Raw genomic sequence first — 18,171 nt, 5'->3', positions numbered from 1 at the left:
CCAAACGTCACGAACCCAAACAGCCGGACGCGGTATCGTCGGCGCGCCCAGCGTTCCTTCACTGCACGGTCACCAGCGCATCGACCGCACCCAGCCCCCGTCCGCGAGCCCTCACGATCACCGGATTGATCTCGAACTCCCGGACCGCCGGGCTCGCGAGGAACATGTCCCCAAACCGCACGGCGGCCTCGACCAGCGCGTCCAGGTCCGCCGCGGGCTTTCCTCGAAATCCCTCCAGAAGGGTCCATAGCTTGAGCTTCCGAAGTGCCTGACGGACCTGATCAGCCGTCACCGGCAACGCCAGATGCGACATGTCGCGGTACAGTTCCACCGCAACGCCACCGGTTCCGATCGAAATGATCGGTCCAAAATCCGTCTGTCTCATGCACGACACCACGATTTCGACGCCGTCACTGATCATCTCCTGCACCAGTACCCCCATATCCGGCCTGCCCACCTGCTCGCGAAACTCGCGAGCACAGGCATCGATGCCCTCCGCGGTTTGAACGCGCAGCTTCACCAGGCCGAGCTCGGTCTTGTGCGCACAGTCCGACGGAAGCACCTTTACCACCAGCGGATACGCCATTCCGGCACATGCGTCCGAAGCGCGGTCCTCCGGCCCAAGCACGACCCACTTCGCCGGCGTCATCCCGCTCTCCGCGCAGAACCGCATCGTCTCCGCCCAATCCTGCGGCGCCGCCCGGCCCGCCAACGGTGTCCGCGCCTGCACTTTCGGCAATGACAACATCCGCTGGCGTTTGTACAGCAGCGACAGCGCCTTCATCGCATGCGAAGGATCGGCGACCAGCAGCACACCGGCCTCCCGGAACGATCGGCGCGTCTCGTGATCCGGCAGCTCTCCGATAAAGCTCACCACCACCGGCATGGACTGCCCCACCTTCTTGAACACCTCGGCGTTCGGCTCGAGATACCGGCGACCGCTACTGGCAAACTGCACGATCAGCGCCTCCGCCCTCGGCTCCGCCTCGATCGCGAAGCACGTGTCACGGAACAGCGTCGCCACGCTCTGGATCTGCCCCGTCAAATCCACCGGATTGGCCGTGCGCGCGAACGCGGGAAGAACCCGTTCCAGTTCTTGCGCCGTCCGCTGACCGAACTCCGCCATCGGAATACCGTATTCGCTGCTGTGATCCGCCAGCAGCGCGCCTGCGCCACCCGACGAACTCAGCACCGCGAGCCCGCCCTGCGGATCGCCGCTCACGCGCGGTTGCGGCAGATAAGCCAGCACTTCCACCGCCGACATCGCATCAATCAGGCTGTCGACCGTGATCACCCCCGCCTGCTCCAACACGTCCGCATAGACGGCATGCGCCGAAGCAATTTTCCCGGTATGGGACGCCGTCGCCTGCTGGCCGATCTCCGAGCGGCCGGCCTTCAAGGCAACGATCTGCACGCCTCGTTCGCGCGCACGCTCGGCGATCCCGACGATCCGGCCGGCTTCCTCGAGTCCTTCGATGTAGAGCGCCACCACGCGTACGTCGTCCTGCTCGACGATGTGCTCGAGCACGTCGAGCGCATCGGCGCAGGTTTCATTGCCGACGCTGACGATATAAGAGCACCCGATGCCGTTGCTCTGCAGAAAATTGCCGATCGCCCCGGCGAGCGCGCCACTCTGGCTGACGACCGCGATTGGCGCGTGCTTGAGCGTCTCAAGATTCATTGCGGCTGATCCGAACGTCATCATGACGCGCCGACGAACCGACCACACGCCTTGACAGTTGGCACCAATCACCGCCACGCCGTGCTCTCGCGCCACTTCGGCCAGGCGCTGCGCATGTGCCCTCCCCGCTTCCGTCTCTTCGAATCCGGAACTGAACACGATCGCGCTGCGTATCCCTTTCTGGCCGCACTCCGCAATGACGCCGGGTACTGTGTGAGCCGGCGTGATCACCAGCGCAACGTCTGGCACTTCCGGCAGCGCCGCCACCGACGGATACGCCTTCAGCCCTTCAACCTCCGCGTGGTTCTGGCTCACCGGATACACGGCGCCGTCGAATCCGTGCTTCAGCAGCACACGCACCAGCGAATTGCGCGGACTTCCCTGCTGCGGCGACGCACCCACGATCGCCACGCTGCGCGGTTCAATAAACTTTTCGAATGCCTGTCTGTCCATAATCCGTTTTTTCTCGAGTCGACAGCGCTGTCAGCGCCCAATGAATTGAGGTGTGCGCTTCTCCCGGAACGCATTCACCGCTTCCTGATGGTCCTCGCTGGTGCGCACGATCGGCAAATTCGCCGCCACCAGTTCGTGGGCCGTCTGAAGATCCTTGTCCAGGCCAAACCGCATCACTCGCTTGATCAACTGCACGGCAAGCGGCGGCCCGTCCGCGATGCGGCGCGCGAACGCGTACGTCCCGCCCATCAACTCCGCATCCGGAAATACCTTGTTCACCAGACCAATGCGTTCCGCATCGCCGGCCTCCACCCAATCCGCCGTCCAGAACATTTCGAGCGCCTTCGACATCCCGACGATACGGGGCAGCAGATACGCTCCGCCGACGCCCGGAATCAGCCCCATGCGCACGTAGGTCTCGGCAAAGCGCGCGCTCTGCGCCGCAAAACGGATGTCGCATGCAAGGGCGATGTCCAGGCCACCGCCCGTCGCCAGGCCGTTCAACGCGGCAATCACCGGCTTGTCGAGTTCGGCGATCTTGCGTGGCAGACGCTGTACGCCGTCGGCTACGCGCGCCTTGATATTCGCCGGTGTCTGCGCCGCCGACGCGGAAAAGGTCTCGATATCACCGCCAGTCGTGAACGCACGCCCGGTGCCCGTCATCACGACAACCCGAATGTCCGGATTCGCGCGGCATTCCTCGAGCGCCTCGAGCCAGGTATCCTGCATCGCCTCGGTAAAGGCGTTGAGCTTGTCCGGGCGATTGAGCGTGATCGTTGCAATGCCACGGTCGACTTCGAATTTCAGTTCTTCCGACATCTCGTCATCCTCACTTCTCCGCTTGTTCCGAATGCTTCAGCACGGCGTCCTTGCGGATGTCGCGCGACTCCGTCTTTTCATGATGGCGATCCGCCGGCTTGTATCTCAACACATCCTCGGCGATCAGAATCTTCTGCACGTTCATCTCAGCAACATGCATGCCATCGATCCATCCGGTGCATTTCGGGACCGTTTTCGCCCGCCGGACCGTGCGCTGCCGGCCAAGACGACGACTCGCGCCTTGTCGGTCGTGTCCATCGGGCGGACGGCGCACCTCGAAGTGTCCGCGGCACGGACACGAACTGAATGTCGCGAACGATCCAGCGACATGCCGTGCGGGCTCGCGCGTCGTTTTTCCCCGCGAGGACGATGGCACGCGCATTGCAATCAACACACGCGCCCCGACGAACGCATCCGGCACCTCGGAGTTCACGCCGCCGTATCGAGCAACTGGAGGAACATGCATGCGCGCGATTCAGATCAAGACGCACGGTTTGGCTGAAACTCACGCGATCGAGGCGCTTCCCGACCTCGAACCGGGACATCACGAGGTCGTTATTGACGTCAAAACCGCCGAGGTCAATTATCCGGACCTGCTCGTGATTTCCGGCCGATATCAGACTCGTCCGCCATTGCCGTTCATACCCGGGAAGGAAGCGGCGGGCATCGTGCGCGTCGTCGGACCCGGCGTGACGCGGTTCAAGCCCGGAGATCGCGTGCTCATCCATGTGGAATGGGGCGCCTTCGCGACGCAGGCGCTCGCGCACGAGGATCAATGCCTGCCGCTCCCCGACGGCATGGCGTTCGTCGAGTCCGCCGGCCTCGGCCTTCCAGCTCAAACGGCATGGTTCGCGCTGATGGAACGAGGCCGCTGGCCTGGCGACACCGTGCTCGTCAATGGCGCCACGGGCGCGGTCGGCCATGCCGCCGTACAGATCGCCAGTTCGATGGGCGCCACGGTTCTCGCAGGCGTGCATTCACCCGAGCGTGCAAGCGCCATGCTGTACGACGTGTCGTGCCGCATGGTCGATCTGAGCGCCTCCGATCTGCGCAACAGCCTGCGCGATCAGGTTCATCTGGCGACACGGGGCCGGGGCGTGGACATCGTGATCGACATGCTCGGCGGCGATATCTTCGATGCGTCGCTTCGCGCGCTCGCCTGGGATGGCCGAATCGTTACGGTCGGCTTTGCCGCCGGAAGGATTCCCGAAGTCCGGGCCGGCTACCTGCTGGTGAAGAACGCCACGGTAAGTGGGCTGCAATGGACGGATTACCGCGATCGACAGCCATGGAAGGTCGCGCAGGCGCACACCGTCATGGCCTCCATGTGGGCCAAACGGACATTGCGCGCCAACATCATGCAGACGGTTCCGTTGAACCGATTCTCCGAAGCCCTCCATCTGATCGACACGCGTCGCGCGACGGGGCGCATCGTGCTGACGATGGACTGAATGCCAACGCAACGAACGGATCGCGCGGGTGGCATCGAGCGCCGACCATGTCAAGCAACGGAGATTGGCATGGCGATTGCATCGTATGCACCATCACTCATTGAAGCCGCATCCAGGAGACATCGCATGACCCAGCAGTTGGTGAACACCTCGGTCGAAGGTTCCGTCCTCGTCATCAGGCTCTGCAGCCCGGGCGACCGCAATGCCCTGACGAACGAACTGCGCGAACAGCTCGGCGACGCCGTCGAACACGCGCAGAACAATCGCGCAGTGCGCGCCGTGTATCTCACCGGCGAAGGTCCGACGTTCTGCTCCGGCGGAAACCTCAACCTGCTGAAGAACGGGTCCGCCCCATGGACCGTCCACCGGCGCTTTCGCGGCATGAGCAGGTGGCTTACCCCGCTGATCACGCTCGACAAGCCGGTCGTTGTCGGCGTCCGGGGCCAGGCAGTGGGAGGAGGATTCGGTCTGGCGCTGACGGGCGATCTGCTGATCGCCGGACAGGGGGCGAAGTTCATCCCCGGATTCTTCCGCATCGGCGTGGTGCCGGACATCGGCACGATGTATCACCTGCCGCGACTGGTCGGCATGGCAGCCGCGAAGCGGCTGCTGTACAGCGGCGCCACGCTGTCCGCGCAGGAGGCGCTCGAGCTAGGACTGGTCGCGCAAGTGGTGCCCGACGCACAAGTTGATGAAGTCGGTCTCGCGCAAGCCGTGCGCCTCGCGAACGGTCCCGCCGAGGTCATGGGACTGGCCAAGAACCTGATGGCGCGGAGTTTCGAAACGAGTCTTCAGGACATGCTCGCGTTCGAAGGATTTGGGCAAATTCTCGCCATGTCGAGTCCCGAGTTTCATGAAGGACTCGGCGCTGCCCTCGAGGGCCGCCCCGCTGACTTCAGCCGAGCCGCGTCGGATCGATAAGTCGCTGCAAGTCGCTCCTGATGCGACCATGCGGCCGGCGCGCGGCCCCGGGCGTCGGCACTTGCCGCCGACACGGTTGCCGTGATTATTGCCCGCCCTACAGGCGGGTTCTTTTTTGCCCGCGCCGCCATGCGATGCCGGCATGACGCACGCTCGCCCCGGTACGTCGGTACGTCGGCACATCGGCAATCGGCACTTCGCAGCGCATCGCGAACGGAGATGTCTGCACGGAAATCACCTGAGCGCGGTCAGTCGCTGTAGTCGCCGCAGACACTCGCCGCCGACTCTGCCATTTCCGGATGCCGAGTCTACGGAGACGTGGCGGTCTCCAACCGCTCCGCGGTTTGGCACGAAGCTTGCAGAACATGCACCGTGACGATATTCGCGATGGTCGCGCCGGCCCTTCCCGTGCCAGCCGCCAGACTTTGATCGCGCTGTTTCGGTCTGCCGCTGTCGTCCGGAAATATTTAACTTCGCGCACTACGCATCCAACTGAAAGGACAGTCCATGCAATTCGAAGAAATCATCTATCAGGAAGATGGCCCGATCGGCACCATTACGCTGAATCGCCCGCAAGACGGCAATATGTTCACGCCACGCATGTGCCACGAGATTCGCGATTGCATCAACGAAATCCGCCGGGAGACGCGCACCCGCGTCATCGTGATCACCGGAGCCGGCGACAAGTTTTTCTGTACCGGAGGCCGTAAGGAAGGCATGGAAGATTCGCTGCTTTATGCAGGCGTCCTGCCGACTCTGGAAATGTACGAGAGCATCGACCGACTGCAGAAGCCCGTGATCGCGTCAGTCAACGGCTTCGCCGTAGGCGGAGGCCAGGTGCTGCAAGTCGTTTGCGATATCACGATCGCAAAGGAAAGTGCCGTATTTCGGCAGGTCGGTCCGATGGTCGGCAGTTTCGACGGCGGCTATGGAACCTGGTATCTCGAAGATCTGATCGGGAAAAAGCGGGCGAAGGAAATGTGGTACCGCAATCCCAAATTGACCGCACGAGAAGCACTCGAATGGGGGTTGATCAATCACGTGGTTCCCGACGATGAACTCAAGGATGCAACACGCAAGCTGGCGCTCGAAATCGCGGATCGAGGAGCGTTTGCGCTCGCGTCGATCAAAGCCGCGTTCAACGCGCGCCACGGCGGCGTGTCGGGTCTGTCGCGCATGGCGCACGACCTGCTGCTGCGCGGATACCTCGACTCGGACGAACACGCGGAACTGGCTGACGCATTTGCCAATCGCCGGGCGCCCGACGCAACGCACTTCGGTCATTGAAGCATACGACTCGTGGAGTTCCCGACCATGTCGCATCTTCTTACCCTGCACGATCCGGCAACGGCCCGCAAGCACTACCTGACCGGGATCTGGCAAACCGACACGCTTTACTCGCTCGCGAGACGCCACGCCACCGAGCGCGGGGCAGCCTTCGCGGTACGAGACAGCACCAGACGCCTGACGTGGAGCGCGCTCGTCGCATGGGCTGACGCCGTTGCTGCCGATCTCCACGACAGTGGACTTCGCAGCGGCGATCGGGTATCTGTCTGGCTGCCGAACCGAGTCGAAATGGCAGTCATCATGCTTGCGTGCTCGCGCAACGGTTACGTCTGCAATCCTTCGTTGCATCAGAACTATACCGTTGCCGAAATTCTTTCGATGCTCGATCGCATCGGATGCCGCGCGTTGTTTGCCCAGCCAGGCTGGGGGGCCGATGCAGACAGCGCCGACGTATTCTCGGGCGCCGCTGCATTGAGCCACATGAAACGGGTGTACGCGCTGCCTTCGTTGCGTGCGGCCGATCCGTGCGCGCAGCCCGGGACACAATCGTTGCCAATTCCGGGACACATATCGCAGATTCCGCTTCCGCCTCCCAGCCAGAATCCGGACCAAGTGGTTTATCTGGCCTTTACCAGCGGCACGACCGGCACGCCCAAAGGGGTGATGCACAGCGATAACACGCTGCTCGCCAATGGACGTGCGCTGGTATCCGATTGGAAGCAAACCAGCGATACCGTGCTGCTCACGCTGAGTCCGCTGAGTCATCACGTCGGCACGGTCGCATTCGAACAAACCCTCGTTGCAGGATGCGAACTGGTCATTTTCGACCCGACTGCCGGTATTGCCCCGCTGGACTGGATCATATCCACTGAAGCCACCTACGTGATGGGCGTCCCCACACACGCGATAGACCTGCTTCAGGAAATCGACCGGCGCGGCATCACCCGGCTCGGCTCGGTCAAGGTCTTCTATATGGCCGGGAGCCTGATTCCGAGCGAGACCGCCCGAAAGCTGCTCGCCCTCGGCGCAACGCCGCAAAACGTCTACGGCATGACCGAAAACGGCTCCCATCAGTACACCAAGCCTGGTGATTCGGTGGAAGTCATTACCGCGACATGCGGAAAAGCGTGCGACGGATACGAAGTGCGCCTGTGGCAACCCGACAATCCCGACCTCGAGGCCGCTCCCGGCGAAGTCGGCGAAATCGGCGGGCGCGGCGGCGTGCTGATGCTCGGCTACTTCAACAATCAGGCAGCGACCGAATCATCGTTCAACAGCAGCGGCTGGTTCATGAGCGGGGACCTGGGGCGCTTCGACGATGACGGCAACCTCGAAATCGTCGGACGCAAGAAAGATCTCATCATTCGCGGCGGGCACAACATCCATCCGTCGCATATCGAGGAGTTTGCTCATCGTCACCCCGCCGTCAAGAAAGCCGCGGCATTCGGCGTGCCGGACACGCGCCTCGGAGAGAAAGTCTGCCTCGCGATCATCGGTGACGGTGCTCCGCCCAGCGCCGACGAATTACTCGCGCATCTGGCTCGGGAAGGTTTGTCGAAGTTCGACATGCCCGAGTACTTCATCGTGCTGCCGGGGTTTCCGCTGACGCCGAGCGGCAAGATCCTGAAACGCGAGTTGGTCCAGTGGGTACGGGACGGCCGCATCGAACCGGCTCCCGTACGGTTTCGCGTCGCCTGACTCACTTCCGATCCGCAATTCCACAGGTGCCGCGGGCTGGAAAGCCAGCAGGCACGCCGGTGGTCGCGTACGACTGCCGGACTGCCCGGGCACCGCAATCGTTCCCCTGGAGTAGTGTTGATGACTCGTGATTGCATAGTCGTAACAGGCGCAAGCCGCGGCATCGGTGCCGCGATCTCGCGCGCCCTCGCCGAGCAAGGCCACCATGTCGCGTGTCTGTCGCGATCGGGAGCCCTGCCGTCCTTTACCGACGTCCGGCCCGACGTGTCCGCACGCTGGCTGCCGCGCACCGCGGACGTCACGCGCCCGAACGATCTCAAGGCAGTATTGCGCGATCTCGTCGAGGAGGGATGGCGAATCGTCGGCCTTGTCAACAATGCGGGCTTCCATATCGACGCACTGTCGGCGGAGCTTCCCCTCGATCAATGGCATCAGGTGATGGACATGAATGCGACGTCCGTCGTCGTTGCGTGTCAGGCCGCGTACCCCCACCTCGTCGCCGCGGGCGACACGCTGATCGTGAACATTGGCTCGTTTTTCGACAAGCTCGGCGTCAAACGCAATCTGGCGTACTGCGCGAGCAAGGCAGCCGTCGGCGCTATCACGCGCTGCCTGGCCGTCGAATGGGCCAGCAAAGGGATCCGTGTCATCAACGTCGCCCCCGGCTACATCCAGACGGATCTGAACGCGGACATGATCACGTCAGGCCCGCTGGCTACGTATCTCGAAAAGCGGATTCCACGTGGCCGTCCGGGCAGCGCCGAAGAAGTCGGCGCACTCGTCGCGACGCTCTTTACGCACGGCGCCGCGTTCTTGACCGGAGAAACGATTTACGTTGACGGCGGCCAGGGAATCGCGCACTGACGGACAGGCGCGTCGCGCAAGATCGCCCAACTGTTTTCCTCGAGCACAGCGTTGTCGGAATCAAAAACACGCGCAAACACGCCAGCACGGCGAACAATGGAGCGGCGCGCTCTTCGTTGAGGCGGGACCATACCTTCCCGCACGAGACGGACAAGCCGCTTCTCTGGCACAGACGTTGCGTTATCCGTAACAGCTGACACGCATGACTGAATGCGTTCGGCAAACCAATCAAATACAAGAACCCATCCATTGGAGACAACCGTGACGACCAGCCTTTCCGCGCAATCGAGTCGATCCCTATCGACACATTGCGATCCTTCATCGCTCGAACCCGTTCACCCCAGAGGTGGCATCGAGCGCTAGCCCAACCTCCGCGTCATTCCGACCCGCGATTCCACTCGTCATACAATTATTCAGTACATCGAATTATGAAAAAGACATTCAAACGACAACTTCTCTGTGCCGCCGTCGTCGGCGCATTTTCAGCCGCAGCACACGCTCAAAGCAATGTCACTCTGTACGGCGTAATCGATGAAGGCATCATGTATCAGAACAACAACGCAGGCGGCAAGCGAGTCTTCCTCGACTCGCTGAGCGGTATTTTCGGCAGCCGATGGGGGATGATCGGACGTGAAGACCTGGGTGGCGGGTTGAAAGCGATCTTCACGATCGAATCCGGCATCAACCTGAACAACGGTGCGTTCGGCCAAGGGGGCACCGCATTTGGCCGTCAGGCGTTCGTCGGTCTGAGCAGCGACCGCCTCGGCAGCCTCACGCTCGGCCGCCAGTACGACATGATCTACTACTATCCCCTGCCGCTGACTGCGGCCAGCCTGATCGGCGGCCCTGCCGCAGTGCACCCGGGAGATATCGACAACGGTGCGAACACGGTGCGCATCAACAACGCCATTCGCTATATGAGCCCGAACTTCAACGGCCTGAAATTCGGCGGCGAATACAGCGTAGGCGGCGTTGCGGGGAATTTCACCGCCAACAGCGGGTATTCCCTGGGAGCGTCCTATCAATATGGCCCGTTCCAGATCGGCGCTGGCTTCGAATACTTCAAGAATCCGACCGCGGCGACCGCCGGCTCCGGATTCTTCACCGATAACGCGAGCGGTGCCTCCCCGCTGGCGCTTTCCCTCAACAAGGGATACAAGAGCGCGCAAGCGTATCAGACGGCCATGATCGCCGCCAACTACAATGTCGGCGCATTGACGCTCGCGGCCTCCTACTCGAACGTTCAATACGGGCAACTCGGCAGCGGGTTCGTGAGCAGCTCCGCGCGTTTCAACAACTTCGATGTGGGCGCGCAGTATCAATTCGCCCCCACCTTTTTCGCCGGCGTTGCCTATGACTATCTGAGCGGTCGAGCCGTGCATACGGCAGCGGGCACGACTGTGGGCGGGCAACACTACAATCAGGTCGCCATCCTGGCGGACTACCTGCTGTCCAAACGAACCGATATTTACGGCACGGTGGGCTGGCAGCGCGCGTCCGGGACCTCGTCGACGGGGGCGCCTGCCGTTGCCGACATCGACAACCTCGGTGATTCGTCGAACAATCATCAATTCCTGATCCGCGCATCGCTGCGGCATAGATTCTAACCTCGCATCCGGATTGCACGCGGCCGCCTCGAGAGAAGCCGTGCCGCGTGCAATTTTTCGAATATTTCCGTTTCGCGTCTTTTTCATGAATGGGACAATCATTTTCCATTCGTGACTGGCTGTCCGCCGATACCCGCTCAACGTTGCGTGGCTCGTAGTAGACCACTCCCTCCTCCGACGCCCCAAGCCACCTCCGTAGGCATCCGCTCTTCTCTCCGTGGCACACGAATTCCCAAAGATGTCCTTACCGAAATCAGTCGCGTAATTTTTTGTGCCCTCGTAAACGACACAAATAAAATCAACAACCACAAACCTTAATCTTTAAACATCCACATAATGTTTTTTAAAAACTACGTTTTCAACGTTGCTTGACTAGATCCACACACCAATATAACGTCATCAGCGTTACGGCCGTAACAGAAATATCTATTTTAGAGATTCCATTGGGAGACATTTCATTGAATACCTCGATACGATATCTGGCTGTCGCCAGTGTGTCGCCGCTCATCGTCGCGCTTGCGTCGTGCGGCTCCGATACCAACTCCGACTCCTCGGCCAACAATACGAATGTCGATTCCCGAGCCGCTGCATACGTCGCTCAAATGACCACCGACGAGAAGATCCAGCTTGTACATGGAATCGGGATGCCCGGCGCGGACTTGGGCGGCCCGTTCCCATCGTGGGCGAATGGCGCGGGCTATATACCGGGAATCCCCAGGCTCGGTATTCCACCGATTGCGAGTGCCGACTCTGCAGGTGGAGTGAACGTTGCCAATTCCGGCGCGACGGCGTTGCCCGCCCCCATCGCACTCGCTGCAAGTTGGGATCCTCCACTCGCGACCACGTACGGCGCGCGCATCGCGACCGAACTCCGCGCGCTCGGTTACGCCGAAGGTCTGGGCGGTGGCGTCAATCTCGCTCGCGAACCGCGTAATGGCCGAACATTCGAGTACATGGGGGAAGACCCGGTGCTCGCGGGTGCAATGAGCGCCGCGCGCACTTTCGGCACCCAATCAAAGAACGTGATTGCGACGATCAAGCACTTCGCAATGAACGACCAGGAAACAAATCGGATGACGAGTAATTCCGTCGTTAACGAGCGCACAATGCGCGAAACCGAACTGCTGGCGTTCGAGATCGGCATCAAGGAAGGCAAACCGGGTAACGTGATGTGCTCGTACAACCTCGTCAATGGTATCTATGCGTGCGAGAACCCGTATTTGTTGACCACCGTCCTGAAGAATGAGTGGGGCTTCCAGGGGGTGGTTCAGTCCGACTGGACCGGGACGCATAGCACGGTCGCCGCAGCAATGGCCGGCCTCGACGAAGAGCAACCCGGTGACGCGGGAGCCGATTGGAACGAGGTTCCCGGGTTCACGATCATTTCGTACTTCAGCACGAAGCTGAAGGCCGCGATCGCGGCGGGCACCGTTCCGATGTCGCGACTGAACGATATGGTCTTGCGCAAGGTTCGAACGCTGATCACGACTGGCGTGATGGACGACCCACCCAGCCCCGGCGTTACGATCGATCAGGCGGCCGGCAATACCGATGCGCTGTCGATCGCGCGTCAGTCATTCGTCTTGCTGAAGAACGGCACGCCGCCGGGTAGCAATCAACCAGTGCTTCCACTCCTCGGATCCGCACTTTCCTCGGTCGTCGTGATCGGAGGACACGCGGACGTGGGAGTCATTTCGGGTGGTGGCTCGGGCGCCGTGCCTGCAGCAAACGGCAATGCGGTAACAAGCTGTCAATCGACCAGCTTTTTCCCGCCCGATTGTGCGATCTGGTACAAATCGTCGCCGCTCGCCGCGATCAAGGAAAAAGCACCGAATGCCACCGTCGCCTATCTCGATGGCACGGACGCAACCGCTGCCGCGAACGCGGCTGCGCAGGCCGACGTGGCAATCGTTTTCGCGACACGATTCGAAACGGAGGGACGCGACCTCTCGACTCTCGCACTGCCCGATGCGAATGCCGATCCATTCAATCAGCATTACGATCAGAACGCGCTGATCACTGCAGTCGCGTCGAAAGCGAAGCGCGTCATAGTCGTGCTCGAAAACGGCAGTGCCGTCCTGATGCCATGGCTGGCGAGCGTGCATGGCGTACTCGAGACCTGGTACCCGGGCGTGGAAGGTGGCCAAGCTATTGCCGACGTGCTGTTTGGCGATGCAAATCCGTCAGGCAAGCTGCCGATCACGTTTGCGCAGCAAGACTCTGATCTCCCGCAGCCATCGATCGATCCGAACAACCTGAACGTCAATTATGGCGAAGGCCTGCTCATTGGCTACCACTGGTACGACGCAAAAAATATCCGGCCGTTGTTTCCATTCGGTTTCGGATTGTCGTACACAACGTTCGCGTACTCCGGGATGACTGCTCAGCGCGACGGTTCGGACAACGTGACCGTCACGCTGACCATCACAAACACCGGCGCTCGCGCAGGCGCTGAAGTCGCGCAAATCTATGCGTCGCTTCCGGCCATCCTCCACGAACCGCCGCAACGCCTCGTCGGATGGAAGAAAGTGATGCTGCAGCCTGGCCAGGCTCAGCAGATCAGCGTCGTCATTCCAGCTCAACGCTTCGCGACGTGGAATACCGACGCGCATGCATGGCAGGTCAATCCCGGAAGTTACATACTGACCGCCGCCGGATCGTCCCGCGATCCGAACGCCCAGAAGCAGGCTCTCGACCTGACCGCAATGCAACCGCTGTAACGACGATCGACCGTGTGTCCGAGAGTACCGGAATGCTCCGTCTCGGGCACACGGTCGCGGTATCGACCGGATTGTGGACGAGCCATGGGGAGCGTCAGCCCATTGCGTTCGCGAGAATGACCGTGCAATGGGACGACAGGATCCCCCCTTCGTTGTGCACCAGCGCGACTTCCGCCCCCTCCACCTGGCGCGGCCCGAGACCTCCCCGCAATTGGCGCACCGCCTCGACGATCCCGAAAAGACCGCCCGCCGCACCAGCATGGGCGTGGGAGAGCATACCGCCGTGCGTGTTGATCGGCAGCTTGCCACCGATGCGCGCATGCCCCTCGGCGAAGAAGGCACCGCCCTCGCCGCGCTCGCACAGGCCAAGCTCTTCCATTTCGATGATGGGAACGATCGTGAAGCAGTCGTACAGTTCAGCAAAGTCGATATCACCGGGGCCGAGGCCCGCCATCTCATACGCAATGTGTCCCGATTCCGTGGCGCCGAATTCGGTTAGACTTGGCGCACACATCAGATGCTCGTGCGTATGATATTCCCCGATCCCTTGCAGATAGATCGGCGTGGCCTTCAGATCCGCCGCGCGCTCCACCGACGTGACGATGAATGCTCCACCCGCATCCGATATCAGACAGCAATCGAGCATACCGAGCGGGTCCGCAATCGGCTTGGCCGTCAAAACCTGCTCGATCGTCAACGGCGTTTTCATGTGCGCATTCGGATGCAGCAGCGCATGCTGGCGGGTGTTGACCGCGACGTGTGCCAACTGCTCGCGCGTGGTGCCCAACTCATGCATGTACCGCTGCGCGATCATCGCGTAGAACCCGGGAATGGACGCGCCGTACGGCTGCTCGAAGTAAGGATGTCCCACCGCCATCAGCGAGGCGACTGCCGCGTCGCGCGTGAGACCAGTCGCGCGATTTTCCCCAGCGCAGATCAGAATGGTTTCGGCCTGACCCGATGCTATCGCTTCTGCCGCATGCTTGAGCATCACGGCCGGACTGGCCCCGCCCGTCACGAGCGATGCGTTGAATCGAGGCTCGATTCCCAGATATTCGCACAGGACCGAACCGAGCATGAAGTAAGGCTCGGTAAAGGAATAGGCAGTCAGTACGCCGTCAATGTCCGACTTCTTGAGACCCGCGTCATCCAACGCGCGCTTTGCGGCCTGCGCGTTCAGGCCCAGGCCAGTCATATTGGGCACCCTGCCGATTTCGGATTCGCCCACACCGACGATGGCGATTTTGTTCTTCAGCGATTCAGCTTTCTTCATACCGTCGACCTCAAGCGTTAACCCGATGGAATTGCGGGAGCATCGCGCCACCGCCGCGATCCTCGAACGTGACGCCGACCCGATCGCCTATTCGTACGGATAACGCATCATCCCCGACGATATTGGTCAGCATCCGGGGACCTTCGTCGAGATCGATCAGTGCCACGACATAAGGCGCGTGAGCGCCGAACGAGGCGAGCGGTGCGCGCCGAACGATCGTAAAGCTATGCACGCTGCCGGCCCCGCGGCTTTCAACCCATTCGAGCTGATCGGACCAGCAGCTCGGGCACAGGTGCCGGGGCATGAAGTGCATCGTTCCACACACATTGCACTTGCGAATCAGCAAGCGCCGCTCTCTCGCCGCATCCCAGTAAGGTTGCGAATCGGCATTCGCTACCGGAGCCGGCAGCGGGGATACGTCCATAATCAGTCTCCGTCAAGTTTCGTCATCAACCGGCGCGGTCAAACACGCGCCGTCTTCTGCAGCACCGTCTTGCTTACCATGTAGGCATCGAGCGATCCCGCCCCGCCTTCGCGCCCGATCCCGCTGTCCTTGACGCCGCCGAACGGCATGTCGGCGCCCGGCACGCCGAAATGATTGATCGACAACGCGCCACACTCCAGTTCACGCCTAAAGCGCTCAGCATCGTGCATCGAGTTGGTGAATGCGTAAGCGGCCAGGCCGATCGACAGGCTGTTCGCGATCGTCAAGCCGTCGCTCACGTTCTTCATCGGAACGCATACCCCAAGCGGGCCGAACGGCTCGGTACTCATCGCCTTTGCATGCCTGGGCACGTCCGCCAGCACAGTTGGCGCGTAAAAGTGACCGCGTTCGCCGACTCGGTGCCCGCCCGCGGCAATACGCGCACCAGCAGTTGCGGCGTCGGCGACAAGCGATTCCATCGCGGCAAGCCGACGCGCGTTGATCACCGGCCCCATCTGAACGTTCGGCTCGAATCCATCGCCAACGCGAATTTCGTCGGCCGCTTTGGCGAACGCAGCCACGAAGTCGGCATACACGCCTTCATGCACGATGAAGCGAGAAGGCGATGCGCAGATCTGGCCAGCCATGCGCATCTTCGCTGCAACTGCGATCCGCGCGATCCGGGCCGCATCGACGTCGTCGCAAACGAGAACCGGTGCATGTCCGCCCAACTCCATCAGTACCGGTTTCATCGCGGCGCCGGCAAGCTGGGAAAGCTGCATGCCGACCTGCACTGAGCCGGTCAGCGTGATCATTCGGATCGCAGGCGACGCGATCAGGATCGAGGAAATTTCGGCGGGATCACCGAACACGAGATTGAGCACACCGAACGGCAGGCCCGCATCGATAAAGCATTGAACGAATGCGCACGCAGCGCCGGGTGTTTCCTCGGCAGCCTTGATGACGATCGAGCAACCCGCCGCCAACGCCCCGCTGATCTTCCGTGATGGAGAACTGATCGGCACATTCCACGGCGTGAATGCCGCTACCGGCCCGATGGGCTGCCTGACGACCATCCGCAGCATGTCTGGCTCAGACGGCGCGATGGTTCCATAGGCACGCAGCAGCTGAGCCGCATCCCATTCGAGGAACGTGTGTGCGCGCTCGACTTCCGCGCGTGCGTCCGCGATGGGTTTGCCCTGCTCCAGCGTGATGATCGATGCGATTGCGTCGACGCGCTCACGCAGCAAATCAGCGACGCGCAGCAGCAATGCCGCACGCTCGTCAGGCGCCGTATCCCGCCAGATCCCAAACGCTCGATGCGCCGCGCTCAATGCGCGTTCGAGATCCTCTCGCGTCGCGCGCGGCACGGGACCCAGCACACTTTCATCGCTCGGATTTTCGACAGCATGGCAGACGGCGCGATCGTAAATCCACTCGCCGTCGATATGTAGCCCGATGCGAGGATACATTCGACGGGCCATGGTTTGATGCGCGTTCGGCGTCAAGTCCGACATCTCACACTCCTTCATTTGGTCCGCCCGCGATCGGCGGCGCCCACGGGCATTCCCTGCTGCCGAATGTCGTCAGGCCGGATGCGCTAGGCGCAATTCAGGCCGCGCTCGACGCCTGCTCGCTGCCGTCTTTCGGCCGACGGCGATAAAGCAAAGTCACTTCCATCTGCTGCACGACGGCCCCGTCCTGTCGCACGAAGCGACGATCCATCTTGACGGTCCCGCGGTCCGGTTTACTGGATTCCTTGCGTTCGATCACGGTCATTTGCCCATGCAGCGTATCGCCATGCTTGACTGGCGCGAGCATCCGCCATTGGTCCACCTGAAGCAGCGCGAGCAACGTGCCGTCGTTGATGCCGCTCGCATATTGCAGCCCCCCCATGATTCCGTAGATGAGCGGACCATGAGCGATCGGCTCGCCGAACTGGGTCGTCTTGCAGTACTCCCAATTTGTGTGGACTTCGTTGAAATCGCCCGTCAGGCAGGCGAAATTCACGATGTCGGTCGACGTAATCGTGCGAGCCGGCGTTTCAATGACCTTGCCTACTTCGAAATCCTCCCAGTACAACCCTCGTCTGGTCGACATTGCCGATCTCCTTGCGTGATGAATATCGCTGACGAGCAAGCAATCATCATGCCTTCCCGATATCGTCGAGCGCGCCGAGCTCCACAGGGCCGGCGGCGTCCACGCGCGGTCTGCAGTGTCATATCCGACGACACCGTGTCGTTGTCGTTGACACTGACCGTCGCGTTCGCGAGTGAATGCGCCGTGCGGACACCGGCTGCTGTAGCGAAGTCGCTATGGCACGACGCTTGCTGACGTTCCGGAAGACATGGTCGATCCAACCGTGTCGGTCGTTGCCGTTCACTTCCGGGAGAATCTCAGTGCCATTATCCGAACCGCGCAGTCGCCGCGAACTCCATCACCGCGCGATCGATATGAGGACGTACGCGCGCGATGACGGTCTCTATGAAGTCGAAGCTCATCTCGTCGATACCAAGCCGTTCGATTTCCAGCATTCCGGGCGCCCGGATCCGCTACCGGCCGGCGCGCCGCTGCACGACCTTCGGGTTCGCGTCACCGTCGACGATCAATACGTGATTCACCGCGTCGAGGCGGCGTCGGACGCGACGCCGTTCGCGCTATGCAGGGAAGCCGAGACGACGTTGAACGTGCTCGTCGGACAGCGTATCGGCAAGGGGTGGTCATCCGTCGTCAAGGACAGCCTGCGGGGAGCGGCGAGTTGCACGCATCTGAGAGAAGTCCTGATTCCGCTCGCGACGACCCTGATGCAAGGCGTTCGCGGCGTGAGGGGTGTGCCGAGCCAATTCGTCGACGCGAATGGCAAACCGACGATCCTGAACAGTTGCTACGCCTATGCGGATCATCGCGATGTCGTGAAGCAGCGGTGGCCTCAACACTTCAAACCAACGACGCAGTCCACTGCCGACTGAAGCG

The 18,171-nt window shown here is 61.6% G+C and carries 15 protein-coding genes; 8 read left to right on the top strand and 7 right to left on the bottom strand.

Annotated features, from left to right (window positions below; all coding sequences use genetic code 11):
* Window positions 1-58: 58 nt before the first annotated feature.
* The 3 genes from DIE08_RS32585 to DIE08_RS35835 are packed head-to-tail and all read right to left on the bottom strand — an operon-like array spanning window position 59 to window position 3,386.
* Window positions 59-2,134, bottom strand: coding sequence for an acetate--CoA ligase family protein (locus DIE08_RS32585; protein ID WP_124905835.1), 2,076 nt, complete (start codon window positions 2,132-2,134; stop codon window positions 59-61).
* Between the two features lie 30 nt (window positions 2,135-2,164).
* Entirely contained in the window at window positions 2,165-2,953 is a 789-nt protein-coding gene (locus tag DIE08_RS32580) for an enoyl-CoA hydratase/isomerase family protein (RefSeq protein WP_124905833.1), read from the bottom strand.
* A gap of 10 nt (window positions 2,954-2,963) precedes the next feature.
* Window positions 2,964-3,386, bottom strand: a complete 423-nt coding sequence (locus DIE08_RS35835) for a hypothetical protein (protein WP_185715935.1) — start codon at window positions 3,384-3,386, stop codon at window positions 2,964-2,966.
* 31 nt (window positions 3,387-3,417) lie between these two features.
* Between DIE08_RS35835 and DIE08_RS32575 the strand changes: the two genes are divergently transcribed.
* The 7 genes from DIE08_RS32575 (at window position 3,418) to DIE08_RS32545 (ending at window position 13,501) form a co-directional block, all read left to right on the top strand.
* Entirely contained in the window at window positions 3,418-4,404 is a 987-nt protein-coding gene (locus tag DIE08_RS32575) for an NADPH:quinone oxidoreductase family protein (protein WP_170296374.1), read from the top strand.
* 126 nt (window positions 4,405-4,530) lie between these two features.
* On the top strand, window positions 4,531-5,325 hold the full coding sequence (locus DIE08_RS32570) for an enoyl-CoA hydratase/isomerase family protein (RefSeq protein WP_124905829.1): 795 nt from the start codon (window positions 4,531-4,533) through the stop codon (window positions 5,323-5,325).
* Window positions 5,326-5,832: 507 nt separating this feature from the next.
* Window positions 5,833-6,612, top strand: coding sequence for an enoyl-CoA hydratase-related protein (locus DIE08_RS32565; protein ID WP_124905827.1), 780 nt, complete (start codon window positions 5,833-5,835; stop codon window positions 6,610-6,612).
* A 27-nt stretch (window positions 6,613-6,639) separates the two neighbouring features.
* Entirely contained in the window at window positions 6,640-8,310 is a 1,671-nt protein-coding gene (locus DIE08_RS32560; RefSeq protein WP_124905825.1) for a class I adenylate-forming enzyme family protein, read from the top strand.
* Between the two features lie 120 nt (window positions 8,311-8,430).
* Window positions 8,431-9,174, top strand: coding sequence for an SDR family NAD(P)-dependent oxidoreductase (locus tag DIE08_RS32555; RefSeq protein ID WP_124905823.1), 744 nt, complete (start codon window positions 8,431-8,433; stop codon window positions 9,172-9,174).
* 428 nt (window positions 9,175-9,602) lie between these two features.
* Complete coding sequence (locus tag DIE08_RS32550; protein WP_124905821.1) at window positions 9,603-10,781, top strand: porin; 1,179 nt, start codon at window positions 9,603-9,605, stop codon at window positions 10,779-10,781.
* 458 nt (window positions 10,782-11,239) lie between these two features.
* A complete protein-coding gene (locus DIE08_RS32545; RefSeq protein WP_124905819.1) occupies window positions 11,240-13,501 on the top strand; it encodes a beta-glucosidase in 2,262 nt (753 codons plus the stop codon).
* A 94-nt stretch (window positions 13,502-13,595) separates the two neighbouring features.
* Here DIE08_RS32545 and DIE08_RS32540 read toward each other — a convergent pair whose 3' ends face one another.
* The 4 genes from DIE08_RS32540 to DIE08_RS32525 form a co-directional block, all read right to left on the bottom strand.
* Complete coding sequence (locus tag DIE08_RS32540) at window positions 13,596-14,774, bottom strand: thiolase C-terminal domain-containing protein (protein WP_124905817.1); 1,179 nt, start codon at window positions 14,772-14,774, stop codon at window positions 13,596-13,598.
* 10 nt (window positions 14,775-14,784) lie between these two features.
* Window positions 14,785-15,198 (bottom strand): Zn-ribbon domain-containing OB-fold protein, encoded by a 414-nt coding sequence (locus DIE08_RS32535; RefSeq protein ID WP_124905815.1) that lies wholly within the window; start codon window positions 15,196-15,198, stop codon window positions 14,785-14,787.
* Between the two features lie 38 nt (window positions 15,199-15,236).
* Window positions 15,237-16,715, bottom strand: coding sequence for an NAD-dependent succinate-semialdehyde dehydrogenase (locus tag DIE08_RS32530; RefSeq protein WP_203249548.1), 1,479 nt, complete (start codon window positions 16,713-16,715; stop codon window positions 15,237-15,239).
* A gap of 94 nt (window positions 16,716-16,809) precedes the next feature.
* Entirely contained in the window at window positions 16,810-17,298 is a 489-nt protein-coding gene (locus tag DIE08_RS32525; protein ID WP_124905813.1) for a MaoC/PaaZ C-terminal domain-containing protein, read from the bottom strand.
* Between the two features lie 272 nt (window positions 17,299-17,570).
* Here DIE08_RS32525 and DIE08_RS32520 point away from each other — a divergent pair, with 272 nt between their 5' ends.
* Window positions 17,571-18,167, top strand: coding sequence for a DUF2889 domain-containing protein (locus DIE08_RS32520; protein WP_170296373.1), 597 nt, complete (start codon window positions 17,571-17,573; stop codon window positions 18,165-18,167).
* Window positions 18,168-18,171 lie beyond the last annotated feature (4 nt).

Origin of the sequence: Burkholderia sp. Bp9004, from assembly GCF_003858025.1 — a bacterium.
Classification (GTDB): domain Bacteria; phylum Pseudomonadota; class Gammaproteobacteria; order Burkholderiales; family Burkholderiaceae; genus Burkholderia; species Burkholderia diffusa.
The sequence above is the reverse complement of the archived record's forward strand: the minus strand, read 5'-3'. Positions and strand labels throughout refer to the sequence as shown.